10 protein-coding genes and 1 pseudogene are annotated in these 13,218 nt (G+C 69.3%); 7 read left to right on the top strand and 4 right to left on the bottom strand.

Going from position 1 to position 13,218, the window contains the following annotated elements; translation table 11 throughout:
- Positions 1-387 precede the first annotated feature (387 nt).
- From ACZ418_RS32410 to ACZ418_RS32400, 3 genes are all read left to right on the top strand, one after another.
- Positions 388-2,292, top strand: coding sequence for a glycosyltransferase family 39 protein (locus ACZ418_RS32410; RefSeq protein ID WP_468370170.1), 1,905 nt, complete (start codon positions 388-390; stop codon positions 2,290-2,292).
- Between the two features lie 700 nt (positions 2,293-2,992).
- Positions 2,993-3,415 carry a hypothetical protein gene (locus ACZ418_RS32405; RefSeq protein ID WP_451003389.1) on the top strand — a complete coding sequence of 141 codons (423 nt, stop codon included), beginning with the start codon at positions 2,993-2,995 and terminating at the stop codon, positions 3,413-3,415.
- A gap of 175 nt (positions 3,416-3,590) precedes the next feature.
- Entirely contained in the window at positions 3,591-4,772 is a 1,182-nt protein-coding gene (locus ACZ418_RS32400; protein ID WP_468370168.1) for a permease, read from the top strand.
- Between the two features lie 121 nt (positions 4,773-4,893).
- Here ACZ418_RS32400 and ACZ418_RS32395 read toward each other — a convergent pair whose 3' ends face one another.
- From ACZ418_RS32395 to ACZ418_RS32385, 3 genes are all read right to left on the bottom strand, one after another.
- On the bottom strand, positions 4,894-5,658 hold the full coding sequence (locus ACZ418_RS32395) for a DUF1963 domain-containing protein (RefSeq protein ID WP_468370165.1): 765 nt from the start codon (positions 5,656-5,658) through the stop codon (positions 4,894-4,896).
- 212 nt (positions 5,659-5,870) lie between these two features.
- Positions 5,871-6,071, bottom strand: a complete 201-nt coding sequence (locus ACZ418_RS32390) for a hypothetical protein (protein ID WP_468370162.1) — start codon at positions 6,069-6,071, stop codon at positions 5,871-5,873.
- Positions 6,072-6,315: 244 nt separating this feature from the next.
- Positions 6,316-7,464 carry a carboxylate-amine ligase gene (locus ACZ418_RS32385; protein WP_468370159.1) on the bottom strand — a complete coding sequence of 383 codons (1,149 nt, stop codon included), beginning with the start codon at positions 7,462-7,464 and terminating at the stop codon, positions 6,316-6,318.
- A 957-nt stretch (positions 7,465-8,421) separates the two neighbouring features.
- On the opposite strand from ACZ418_RS32385, the gene ACZ418_RS32380 reads away from it, so the two are divergent.
- A complete protein-coding gene (locus ACZ418_RS32380) occupies positions 8,422-9,234 on the top strand; it encodes an amidohydrolase family protein (protein WP_468370156.1) in 813 nt (270 codons plus the stop codon).
- A gap of 27 nt (positions 9,235-9,261) precedes the next feature.
- Here the strand turns inward: ACZ418_RS32380 and ACZ418_RS32375 are convergent, their stop codons facing one another.
- Positions 9,262-9,546: a hypothetical protein gene (locus tag ACZ418_RS32375; RefSeq protein ID WP_468370154.1), complete on the bottom strand. Its 285-nt coding sequence runs from the start codon at positions 9,544-9,546 to the stop codon at positions 9,262-9,264.
- Between the two features lie 161 nt (positions 9,547-9,707).
- On the opposite strand from ACZ418_RS32375, the pseudogene ACZ418_RS32370 reads away from it, so the two are divergent.
- The 3 genes and pseudogenes from ACZ418_RS32370 to dnaK all read left to right on the top strand — a co-directional run.
- Positions 9,708-10,337 (top strand): annotated as a pseudogene (locus tag ACZ418_RS32370) (GntT/GntP/DsdX family permease); the annotation flags it as partial.
- Positions 10,338-10,397: 60 nt separating this feature from the next.
- Positions 10,398-11,282: a hypothetical protein gene (locus ACZ418_RS32365; protein WP_468370151.1), complete on the top strand. Its 885-nt coding sequence runs from the start codon at positions 10,398-10,400 to the stop codon at positions 11,280-11,282.
- A 78-nt stretch (positions 11,283-11,360) separates the two neighbouring features.
- Positions 11,361-13,217, top strand: coding sequence for a molecular chaperone DnaK (gene dnaK, locus ACZ418_RS32360; RefSeq protein WP_468370149.1), 1,857 nt, complete (start codon positions 11,361-11,363; stop codon positions 13,215-13,217).
- The last annotated feature ends 1 nt before the right edge of the window (position 13,218 follow it).

Genomic DNA, 13,218 nt, shown 5'->3' with positions numbered 1-13,218 from the left:
CGTACGGGCCGATGCAGAGCCGCTCGCCGTGGACATCCCGCTGTTGGCGCGCCTCGCGATCGACACTGGGAGGACAGCGGAGGGCCGCACCGCCGACGCGTCCACGGCGACCGGCACCCCGATTCCCGGTGCCGCCGGCGTCGCTGTCCCCGACGGGCCGGCGTCGTCGGCCGCGGCCGTTGACCACTGCGGCGTGTGCACGGGCCTCGACGGCCAGGTCCGCCACAGCCTTCACCCCAGCCGATCTGACGCCAACGGCACGACCACCGACGATCGGCCGGACGGCGTATCACCGGCCGACACGCACCTGCTGAGCCCACGGCTTCGGGACAGCCCGCCACCTACGCCCCGCCGCCCCGCCTGACCACTGATCCGAGGACCCCCACCATGCCCACCATCCCCACCGACCAGACCACCGGCTCTTACAGCGGCCACCGAGCAGCGCGCCGGCGCGGCAACCGGCCGGAAGCTCCGCCGAACTGGGAGCGCCCGGCGCTGGCCACGGTGCTGGTCGTCGCGGCGCTGCTGTACGGCTGGGGCATCGGGCACGCCGCGATTCACCCCTACTACAGCGCGGCGATACGGTCGATGGCCACCAGTTGGCGGGCCTTCTTCTTCGGCGGTCTGGACCCCAGCGGTTCGATCACCCTCGACAAGCTGCCCGGCGCCTTCTGGCCCGAGGCCATCACCGTCTGGATCTTCGGTCCGAGCACGTGGGCGGCCGCGCTGCCGCAGGTCATCGAGGGCGTGCTCACCGTGTGGCTGCTCCACCGGATCGTACGGGCCTGGGCCGGTCCGTTCGCCGCGCTGATCGCCGCGCTGACGCTCACGTTCACCCCGGTCACGGTGGTCCTCAACAGGGCCACCATCCCGGACACCGCACTCACTCTGCTGCTGGTGGCAGCCGCCGGCGCCCTGCAGAAGGGCATACAAACGGGGCGGCTGCTGCCGCTGATCATCTGTGGTGTCTGGGTCGGGCTGGCCTTCCAGACGAAGATGCTGCAGGCATGGCTGGTGCTGCCGGTCTTCGCCGTCGTCTACCAACTCGCCGCGAGCGGCACAGCGGTGCGACGAGCCCTGCGCCTGCTGCTGAGCGGTGCGGTCGCCCTGGCCGTCTCCTGCTCGTGGGCGCTGCTCGCCTGGGCGACGCCCGCCGCGGACCGGCCGTATGTCGACGGTACCTCCAACAACAATCCCTTCAGCCTGGTCTTCGGCTACAACGGCCTGAGTCGCTTCAGCGACGACGACACCGCGCTCGGTGCGGTTTCGGGGACCGCCGCCAGCCGGACCTCCGGAAACACCGGCTGGGGCATGCTGGTCAACCACACCGTCGGCCCGCAGATCGCCTGGTTCCTGCCGCTCGCCGTGCTCGCCGCCGTACTGGGCCTGGTCTGGCGGGCCCGCGAACCGCGAACCGACCTGCTGCGTGCCGGCTTCCTCCTCTGGGGCGGCTGGCTGGCCGTGCATGCCGTGGTGTTCAGCGTCTCGAACGGCAACCACCCCTATTACACGGCGGTACTGGCACCGGCGATCGCCGCACTCGCCGGGGGCGGACTCGCCGTCTTCCGTTCCGAGTACGAGGCAGGCGGTCGGCGACGGCTGTGGCTTCCGTCGGCCATCGTGCTGACAGTGGTCTGGGCGCTGGTACTCGACTTGCCGACCCTGTTCGTCTCCTGGCTGCTCCTGCTCGCGGTGCCGCTCGCGGTGTGCGGCGCGCTGGGCCTGTGGATCAGCGGTTCGCGCGCCTCCCGAGACCTGGTCCAGGGCGCCCTGGCCGCCGGAATCACCGCCACCCTGCTCGTACCCGCCGGCTGGGCCGCCTCCTCCCTCGACCCGCTCTACGCAGGCGCCTCCACCTCACCGACGGCCGGTCCGGTAGGCAAGGCCTACCACAACGCCGTACACCACCGATCCGCACTCCGCCGGGTCGGACTCGACCAGCCCAGCACCCGCGACACCGCCCTGCTCGACTACCTCACCGCGCACCACCACGGTGAGAAGTACCTGCTCGCCACCCAGGCCGCCTACCCCGCGGAGCGCCTGCTGCGCGCCCAGTCCCAGCCCATGCTCGTGATGGGCGGCTTCACCGGCAAGACCCCCTTCCCCAGCGCCGATCAACTCAGCACACTGATCGCGACTCACCAACTCCGCTACGTGCTGCTCACTCCCCTGCGGCCCACCACCCCGGCCACGACCTGGGTGAAGTCCCACTGCACCCGCATCCGCTCCGGGGCCTACGGCTGGCGCACCAAGGGAAGCTTCCGCCTTTACGACTGCAGCCGGCACGGCTGAGGCACGGCGCAGAGCCGGACGGAATAGGCAGGCGGGCACGGGGGCACGCAGAGCCGGATGCCGCGCGAGTTCAGAGCTTGGCTGTGTTCACGAGTCGTGGTGCCGGCTCGGTTGGTGTGGTGCAGCCACGCCGAGTGACGCCGGGCGCTCGCGGTCTGCTCCGGACGTTGCCCGAAAAGCCGCGATGGGACTCGCCGGCGCCGGCCGAGCCGGAGCTCGCTGCCGCGGTCCCTGGCCCGATCAGATCCAGACGCCCGCGCGACGCGACACGCTGACGAGTGCGGCCGCGATCTGACGGTGACGGACCACACTACGGCGGCCCAAGCCACGCCCAGCCGCCTTTGAGGGCGCAGCCGCTGTCCATGCCGCCACCACCGCATCACCGAGTCCATCCGCACGTCGGCCGTGATCAGGTCGTTCAGCCGCCGTATCGCCAGGCGATGCTCCTCGGTACATTGCCTCACCGGTCCGCAACCCCTGAGCCCTGCCAGGCTCACTCCCCGCCCGGTCCCGGGCGCGTGGCGCGCCAGGCCAGGACGGCATATACGGCGCCGTGCGCCTCGGGTCAGGGACTCTCGGGCGGCGGCGGAAGCAGCCGCAGCGCGTGCAAGGCCACCGAGATCTCGGCGACGGCGCGGGGGTCCGAGGGAGGACGGCGCCCGTTGCCGCATACCCCTCTCAGTCGCCTAAGATCATGAGCATGTCGGTTCTTCGCGAGCGTTCCGCCCACAGTCAACTAGCCCCCGGTGAGCAGCTCTTGGCATACGCCTCCGTCGTCCCGGCCAGGAGCGCCAAGGGCATCGGGATCGGGGCATCCCTCGCGAACCATATGGTCAACAGCGTGGGCGCGCAGTCCGGTGGAGCGGGCAGCATCGCCGCGGGGATGCCGCGCACCTCCGGAGCGCTGCTGTTGCGTGTGACCGACCAGCGCGTCGGACTGGTCCAGCCCCTGGACGGCACCCCGGTGTGGGAGGTGCCGCGGGCGTGGGTGACCCGGGTCGAACGCCGGCCCCGGACGCAGCTGATGGCCCGCTTCCGGCTGCACTACGCCGACGGCTCCTGGCTCGCCTTCCTCACCATGCGGCGCCGTACGATCGAGCAGTTCCACTCACTCATCGGCTGACCCCGGCCGGGCGCGGCCGACACAGGGACGTCGCCCAGGGGCGAGGCTGTCCCTCATCGGCCTGCCAGCGCCACACCTCTGCCACACCTCTGCCACACCTCTGTCGGCGCAATATACCCCCTTGGGGTATACAATCGAGCCCGCTGGCGCCAGACAACGGCGAAAGGTGTGCACCATGCATGCGATCGGACACGCGTTGTCCATTGCCGGGTCAATGACGTGGGAGATCACCTGGGCACTGATCCTAGGTTTCACGTTGTCCGCCGTTGTGCAGGCGGTGGTTCACCGAGAGACGGTTGTACGACTCATGGGGGACGACCGGCCCCGTACGCTCGCCCTGTCCGCGGGGCTCGGCGCGGCCTCGTCGTCCTGCTCGTACGCCGCCGTCGCACTCGCCCGCTCCCTGTTCCGCAAGGGGGCGAATTTCACGGCGGCGATGGGCTTCGAGATCGCCTCGACCAACCTGGTGGTCGAACTGGGTGTGATCCTGGCGCTGTTGATGGGGTGGCAGTTCACCGCCGCAGAGTTCGTCGGCGGCCCGATCATGATCGTCGTACTCGCGGTACTGTTCCGGCTCCTCCTGCGTGAGCGGTTGCTGCGGAAGGCACGGGAGCAGGCCGAACGCGGGCTGGCCGGATCGATGGAGGGGCATGCGGCGATGGACATGTCCGTGCACGGCGAGGGCGGCTTCCTCCGCCGGCTCCTCTCCCGCGACGGCCTCACCTCGGTCTCGCACATCTTCGTCATGGAGTGGGCGGCGATCCTGCGCGACCTGGTGGCGGGACTCCTGATCGCAGGGGCGATCGCCGCGTGGGTACCGGACGACTTCTGGCGCAGCTTCTTCCTCGCCGACCATCCGCTCGCCGCCAAGCTGATCGGGCCGCTGATCGGGCCCGTGGTGGCCATCGCCACGTTCGTCTGCTCCATCGGCAACGTGCCGCTGGCCGTGGTGCTGTGGAAGGGCGGCATCAGTTTCGGCGGTGTCATCGCCTTCATCTACGCCGACCTGCTGATCCTGCCGATCCTGAACATCTACCGGAAGTACTACGGCGCCCGGATGGCGGCCTTCCTGCTGGGCACGTTCTTCGTCGCGATGGCGGTGGCCGGCTACCTCGTGGAGTTCGCCTTCGGAGGACTGGGCCTCATCCCCGACCAGGCCGACGCGAGGATTCCCCAGGAGGGCGTCAGCTGGAACTACACGACCTGGCTCAACATAGCCTTCCTGCTGCTGGCTGCCGCCCTGCTGGTCCGTTTCCTTCGCACCGGAGGCCGGGAGATGCTGCGCATGATGGGTGGCTCACCGGACCAGGGCGAACACGAGCAGGCGCATGGGCAGGGCGAGCACCACCATCACTGAGCCGGCTTCAGTCGGCGCCGTCAGCCCACTTGAGGGGTTCCGTGCCATGGCCGGGGACCCCCAGAGCACGCGTTGTCGCCGTCCGCCCGCCGGGCGGACGGCGGGAGTTCGACGACAGGACCTAGTGGCAGTCGTAGCGGTGCGCATACGGGAGTTCGGGGCAGTGGCGGCAGAGGAAGATATAGATACCTCCTGCGTCGCCCATGTCCATGTCCAGGTCCTCCTCGCCGGTGACGCTGAGGAGGTGCTCCATGCGGTGACCACGGTCGCAGGACGGCCAGTCCGGCTGCTGGGTCCAGGCCGGATAGCCACCGACCTTGTTCTGCAGCGCGCAGGCCAGCTCCGTGTAAAAGATGCCGAACTCTTCCTCGATCTCCGCGACACGCGGTCTGAGATCCTCGGGCAGATCCCAGTTCGGGTACTCCATGACCACCGTCGGCGAGAGGGTGCACGGCGGACGGGGCATGAAGTCCGCGTCGTACTCACCCTCGGCCGGCTCGGGAAAGTCCTTGAGCACGCCGGCGGCCAGGACCTCCGTCTCGTTGCGCCAGTAGAGCCTGGGCAGCGCGGCGTAGGAGGGGTCCTGAGGATGGAGCAGCGCGCACCAGACCAACTGCAGCACGTCCTTGCCCTCGGGGAACTGCAGTGCGGGGACGTCGCGGGCGAACAGCTGGACCACCGGCACCATGGGCGCCGGCCCGGTCGGATGCTTTTCGTTGGGCCAGGCCCAGTGCCCAGGCTGCTCGCAGTAGGGCCAGGGTTCGTCGACGGGCCAGAGCAACGGGCCGCCGATCGAACTCTCCCCAGCTCCGGGAAGTCCGCTTTTCGGCAGCAGCACCGTCGTCCGCCTACCGAGAGGGGCCAGTTCGGGGATCAGCTCGTCCACCTTGAGAGACGTCCTACGAAGTTCTGGGGCCACCGTGTCATTTCTCCTCGGGAGTGCAGCAGGAATCGAGGCAAGCTACTCCCTGACACCGACAGCCGTCCGGTCCGCCCATCCGCATCCGCACCGCGCAACGTGTCGGAGACGGTGTGAGAACCACCGCGCTGCGATACGACGTCCGGCCTCGTGCCCAGGCGTAAGGGGACGCCGCGCCGTCACCGGGCGCAGCCGACGTCCAGTACCTCGACCACGTCGCCGTGGATGGTGTACACCAGCCAACACCACTCCCCGAACGCGGCCGCAAGGTCCGGCGCCCGTGTCTCGGCGTCGTCGGTGACCGCGCTGATGAGCATGATGATCTCTTCGTGCATCTCGTCGGGGACGTCGAAGAGAACGTTGGCGGCCCGTTGGATCATTTCGACTTTCATGGCACCCCTCGACCAGCAGGAGCGGCACGGTTCGGCGAAGCCGAGTATGCGGGGCTGAGCTCAATGGCCGAACAGAGCCCTCGTGACCACCGTACCCGCCGGGTGTCCTTCGGTGGTGACGGTTGGAAGGCGAGTTCCGACCGGGCAGACGGGTCCGGTGCCCACTCGGGCGGCCCCCATGCAACAAGAGCCACAAGAGCCACTCATCTCCCCCCACAGAGCCTCGGCGGCTTCACGGAACCTCGACGGCGAGGTCATCCACCACAGCCCGTAGGTCACCCTCGTGCCGTTCCGCCACACGCCTCTGCCGCGCGGAGCCGGATCCATGGAGCTGCACTTCGTCCAGCCAGTTGCCGACCCGCCGGTCGTCGCCGTGCCGGCTGAGGTGTGGTTCGACCCGCTTCCACAGCTCCTCGATCAGCCGCCCGACGGACGTGGGAGCGCAGTCACGGGTGTGGGTGCCGGGCAGGGTGCCGACCGGCCCGTGCCGGGCGGCCTGCCAGCACGCCGCCCTCAACAGCAGATCGGGGACGTCGGGCGCGGGTTCGCCGGAGCGCACCAACTCCACGGCGTGCCCGACGAGGGCACGAACGAGCAGCGCGTACGCGGTGGTGGTCTCGGCGTCGGGCATCACGTCCGCGATGCGTACCTCGATGGTGGGAAGGTGCGCCGAGGGCCGGACATGCCAATAGACCATGCCCGGATCCAGGGCCGCCCCGGAGGCCACGAGCTGGTCGACGACCCGTTGGTAGTGCGCCGCGTCGCGCAGGCGGGGAGGAGGTCCCGCCGAGGGCCACCGGCTCCACACCACCGATCGCCAGCTCGCGTAACCGGTGTCCGCGCCGACGTCGTACGGTGAGTTGGCAGTCAGGGCCAGCAGCAACGCCATCCAGCCCCGCAGATGGTTGACGGCCCGAACGGCATCCTCCCGGTCGGCCACGCCGACGTGCACGTGGCAGGCGTTGACCCCCTGCCCGTGAATCAAGGGCCCGAAGCGGTGCGCGAGGGCCCGGTACCGTGCCTGATCGAGGACGGGCGGCGGCCCGGAACGGCCCAGGACCGCCACACCACTGGGCACCAGCAGACAGTCCTGCTCGGCCGCTGCGACAGCCGTACCCGCGCGTAATCGAAGGACTTCCGCCTCCACTTCGACGCCGGTACGGCACACCGCACCGACCGTCTCCACCTGAGACTGCGACAGCTCCGGCGTGACATGCGCCCCGCCGAGCCGAGCACGAGCGGCACGCACCACGGAAAGAGACCTGCAGACTGCCGACCTGCTGCGCCGGTCGGCCAGGACGAACTCCTCCTCCACACCGACCGTCGGCGGTGCGGCCGCCTCCGGCGAGCACCCCGCCCCGCCGACGGCAGCAGGGGTCACGGCATCAAACGGCTCTGGCACATCCAGCCCTTTCCGAAGGACACGGGACACCGGGAACCACCCGTCGCCGGCTCCGCACAGGTCACGTTCACTCCTCACGCACCTGAGCGGACAAGCCGACCTACTGCCGGAACAACGAGTGGGAACGTCATGCTGAGCCTTCGACCGAAGCCCTGCAAGCGGCTACCAAGCCAGCATGAGCGCGCACAGACGGCCCATGACCGATTCGGTGGTCGGGGACCGCGGCACCGCGGGTCCGCCCAAGGCCCGGACCCGGCAGTGACCAGGGAAGTCGCCCACAGAGCCTGCGCAGCGCGCGGCGGGCCAACGGCACTCCCAGCCGGTGCCGGGCCGCTGGCGCACGAGCAGCACGGGAAGGGAGGGGCGCCTGCAGCCGCGAGACGCTCAGCTTGCTGTGTCCGACACTGAACGCACCGCGATCGAGTCGGCGAAGAAGGCCGGTGCGAAGCCGGGCGTGACCGAGGAGATCTGGGACGCCGTGCCGATATGACCTGGACCACACTTCGGAAGGGTTTCCGCCGCGGCAGGTGGAGGCGTAGGTTCCGTTTACCCCGTGAGAGCGCCCTCACAGGCGCCGGTCCGCCAAGTCCCGGGACGGCGGGCCAGCGGGGGCCAAATCTTCACACCCCGAGAGGATCTTCAGCCGGTGGGAAGACCCGGGCCGTAGAACGTGACCGCTACGGACCCATGTACTTCGCCTCGCCGCCGGCCATGAGGCCCTCCGGGCTGCTGCACTCCCGCCGCGCGGGCCGACGGGGTCGTTACGCCCGGACCTCCAGCGTGTTCGGCGGCCGCGCCGGCGCAGATGCGGCGCGCCCCAGCACCGGACCTGAGGTTGGAGAAGGGGCCCAGCCGCCGTACAAACCTATGATCGTAATCCGGTCCTGCCCAGGTACTGTTGCAGTAAGCGATCGCTCAGCCACCTCGGGAGAAGCCGTGCCGGCCATCGATGTGTGGATGCAGCACCCCACGCTCCGTCACTCCAACCACGAGATGTTCGAGTCGTTGCGCCGATGGACGGGGCAGGGACAGCTGGAGGAGCCACTGCCGGTCAAGGCCACCGTGGCGGCCATGGCCGCGGCAGATGTGGAGATCGGTCTCTCGGCGGCCTGGTACGGGCCGCAGGGACCGCTGATCAGCAACGACGAGGTGGCCGAGTTCGTCGCCCAGTCCGACGGACGGCTGCGCGGGGTGGCCGGGGCGGACCTCACCCGGCCCGTGCAGGCCGTGCGCGAGCTGCGCCGGGCCGCCCAGGAACTCGGCTTCGTCGCCCTGCGGATCGTGCCCTGGCTGTGGCAACTGCCGCCGACCGACAGGCTGTACTACCCGCTGTACGCCACCTGCGTCGACCTCGGCATCCCCTTCTGCACCCAGGTCGGGCACACCGGCCCGTTGCGCCCCTCCGAAACCGGTCGTCCCATCCCCTACATCGACCAGGTCGCGCTCGACTTCCCCGAACTGACCATCGTCTGCGGTCACATCGGCTACCCGTGGACCACGGAGATGATCGCCGTGGCCGACAAACACGCCAACGTCTACATCGACACCAGCGCCTACACCACCCGCCGCTACCCGCGGGAACTCGTCGAGTATCTGCGCGGCCGTGGCCGTAGGAAGGTGCTGTTCGGCACGAACTACCCCATGATCAGCCCTGTCCAGGCCTTGGAACACCTCAGTGATCTCGGCCTGGACGAAGAAGCCACCGAGCTGTTCCTCTCCGGGAACGCCCGTCGGGTCTTCAGCCTCTGATCGCGAAGTCGGTCCGGGACGGGGCGGTCATGTGCGCCGGCGGTAGCGCCTGACGGAAGCGCAGCAACCCTTCTGGAGTTCGAAGACCCCATTGCCGTCGCCTCCGGCGTCCGTGCCGACACTCCAGGCGGTCTCCGAGCCGCGGACCGCGCCCGCGCGCAGGTCGGAGTAGTAGTTGTAGTTCTTCAAGGACAGCGTCCGGTGACGGTAGACCGGGGTGTAGTCGTCCGGGGCGGGCTCCGGCGCCAGAACCCCGTAGATCACTCCGCCCACCGCGGCCGTGACGGCCACCGACACCACTGCGGTCGTCACGCGGCCCCTGGTCAGCCACCGACGTCCGCCGGGCGGCTGGGGCGACGGACCGGATGGATCCGCGTCCGGGCGGTCGGGCGGAACCGCGTCCGGGGGCGTCGGCGGAGCGGCCGGTCGGCCGTCGTTCCGATCGCCGGAGGGCGCGGACGCGGCCTGTGCGGCCCATGGAGTCAGCGCCTTCTCCGCGGCACCGAAGGCCGCTGCCGCCGCACCCGGCCCTACCTCGGTCGCCGCGACCTTCCACGCCTCGGTCGGACTGACCCTGCTCTACGGCCTGTTCATCGCCGTCCCGGCCGGTGCGCTGGTCGCACTGACGTGGCCACGCCTTCCGTTCGTCCGAAAGATGAACCCCTCCATACCCACCGGCCTGGTCAGTGACCGCGTCTTCACCGACGAGGAGATGCCGGGCATGGGCTGGTCGCTGTCGGTGGCCCTGCTGCCCGTGGTGCTCATCGCCTCAGCCCCGGTCACGGACCTGGCCGCCTCGGGGTCGTGGCCCTCCTGCACTTCTTCGCCTTCATCGGTTCGGCGCCCATCGCCCTGCTCCTCACCCTCCTGCCGGTCGGCGCCCAGGCGATGGCGATGATCCTCCTCGTGATCAGCACGGGCGACGCGTTCAAGCAGGTCCTCGTGGACCGCGGTGGCCCTCGGCTCGGCCACGGTCGCCGTGGTCACCGCCTCGGTCATCGAGCGCGATCAAGGCGCGCACCGCCTACACGACCGTGCTCTCCGTCCTCGGCCTCGGCGGCGTCCTCGCCACGGAGTCGATTCTGGACGCCTTGAGCGTGTGACGTCGTCGTACCTGCTCGGACCTCGGTGTGGCAGACATCCCAGGGCATAAGGGGCGAGACATGATGGGGGGTACCGATGTGTTCCGCGAGGAGGAGTACGGCATGGCCGAGTCGGGCTCTGGCGGTACGGCGGGCGTGGCGGGCGGCAAATCGCGGTTCGACGACATCTACGACCGGCCGGATCCCCGCATGTACTTCCGCCGGCTCGCCCCGCTGGAGTACGAGATCCCGCACCATGCCCAGCCGATCTTCCGACAGGCCGCCACCGAACGGGCCGCGCTCGACGACGGCCGCCCCCACAGGCCCGCGGTGCTGGACCTGTGCTGCTCGTACGGGATCAACGCCGCGCTGCTCAACCACGACGTGACACTCGCGGAGATGTACGAGCGGTACACCTCACCCGCTTGCCAGGACATGTCGACGGCGCAACTCGCGGCGTGGGACAGGGAGTACTACGCCGAGCGGCGCCGAGCGGACGCGGTGCCGGTGTTCGGCCTGGACGTCGCGGCCCCCGCCGTGCGGTACGCGCTGGAGGTGGGTCTCCTGGACGCCGCCTTCACCGACGACCTGGAACAGGGACCGCCCGGCCCCGGGCTGAGGAGTGCGCTCGCCGACGTCGGGCTCATCACGCTGACCGGCGGCAGCAGCTACATCACCGCCCGAACGTTCACGGCACTGCTCGACGGCACCCGGAGACCGGTATGGATCAGCGCGTTCGTGCTGCGGACGGTGTCGTACCACCCGATCGTGCGCACCCTGGCCGAACACGGTCTGCACACCACGCTCGATGTCTCGCGCACCTATCCCCAGCGGCTCTTCACCGACGAGCGGGAACAGCGGTTTGCGATCGCCACGGTACGGGCACTGGGTCATGACCCTGCCGGGCGCGAGGATGAGGGACGTTTTCACAGCCTGCACTATGAGTCACGACCTGGCACAGGGTGACATCGGTCCGCATGAGCAGCTCGCAGTGGTCAGCCACCGGGCCGAGAATGGAGGCGGGGCAGGAGGGAGAGAGTCCAGATGGCGCGTCCAGTCGGTATAGACCTGGGAACGACGAACTCCGTGGTCTCGGTCCTCGAGGGCGGCGAGCCCACCGTGGTCACCAACGCCGAGGGTGCCCGGACGACGCCTTCGGTCGTGGCCTTCGCGAAGAGCGGCGAGGTGCTGGTCGGAGAGGTCGCCAAACGGCAGGCCGTCACCAACGTCGATCGCACCGCCCGCTCCGTCAAGCGGCACATGGGCGATCACGGCTGGCGGTTCCCCGAGCACGGTGACATCGACGGCAAGCAGTACACCGCACAGGAGATCTCCGCGCGCGTGCTGCAGAAACTGAAGCGGGACGCGGAGGCGCACCTGGGCGAGGACGTCACCGACGCCGTGGTCACCGTCCCCGCCTACTTCGACGACGCCCAGCGGCAGGCGACCAAGGAGGCCGGTGAGATCGCCGGCCTGAACGTACTGCGGATCATCAACGAACCGACGGCCGCCGCGCTCGCCTACGGTTTGGACAAGGAGAACGACCAGACCGTCCTCGTCTTCGACCTCGGCGGCGGCACCTTCGACGTGTCCCTGCTGGAGATCGGCGAGGGCGTCATCGAGGTCAAGGCCACCAACGGCGACACGCACCTCGGCGGCGACGACTGGGACCAGCGGATCGTCGACCACCTGATCACGACCTTCAAGAACAACTACGGCATCGATCTCGCCAAGGACAAGATGGCCGTGCAGCGGCTGCGGGAGGCCGCGGAGCGGGCCAAGGTCGAGTTGTCGAGCTCGACGGAGACGAACGTCAACCTCCCCTACATCACGGCCTCCGCGGAGGGCCCGCTGCACCTGGACGAGAAACTCACCCGCGCCCAGTTCCAGCAGCTGACGTCGGATCTGCTGGAGCGTTGCAAGGGCCCGTTCCACAATGCGATCAAGGACGCCGGGATCAAGGTGTCCGACATCAACCATGTCATCCTGGTGGGCGGCTCGACCCGGATGCCGGCCGTGACCGACCTGGTGAAGGAGCTGACCGGCAAGGACCCGCACAAGGGCGTCAACCCGGACGAGGTGGTGGCCGTCGGGGCCTCGCTCCAGGCCGGTGTCCTCAAGGGCGAGGTCAAGGACGTCCTGCTGCTCGACGTGACCCCGCTGTCCCTCGGCATCGAGACCAAGGGCGGCATCATGACCAAGCTCATCGAGCGCAACACCACCATCCCGACCCGCCGTTCGGAGATCTTCACCACCGCCGAGGACAACCAGCCCTCGGTGACCGTGCAGGTCTACCAGGGCGAACGGGAGATCGCGGCGTACAACAAGAAGCTCGGCATGTTCGAGCTGACCGGTCTGCCCCCGGCGCCGCGTGGCGTGCCGCAGATCGAGGTCGCCTTCGACATCGACGCCAACGGGATCATGCACGTCTCCGCCAAGGATCTCGGTACCGGCAAGGAACAGAAGATGACCGTGACCGGCGGCTCGGCGCTGCCCAAGGACGACATCGACCGCATGGTCCGCGAGGCCGAGCAGCACGCCGAGGAGGACCGCAGGCGCCGGGAGGCCGCGGAGACCCGCAACCAGGCCGAACAGCTCGTCTACTCCACCGAGAAGCTCATCAGGGACAACCCCGACAAGATCCCGGCCGACGCGAAGAACGAGACGGAGAGCGCGCTCACGGAGCTGAAGGAGCGGCTGAAGGGCGAGGACACGACCGCGATCCGGCAGGCCATGGAACGCGCGGCCGAGGCGGCGCAGAAGATCGGGGCGGCGATGTACGAGAGGTCTCGCACGGAGAGCGAGGCGACCTCCGGTACGGACACGTCCTCCGCCGCCTCCTCGGACGAAGGCGTGGTGGACGCCGAGATCGTCGACGACGACAAGCCGGAGGCGGGCTGAC

This window comes from Streptomyces sp. NPDC030820 (assembly GCF_055572075.1).
The sequence above is the reverse complement of the archived record's forward strand: the minus strand, read 5'-3'. Positions and strand labels throughout refer to the sequence as shown.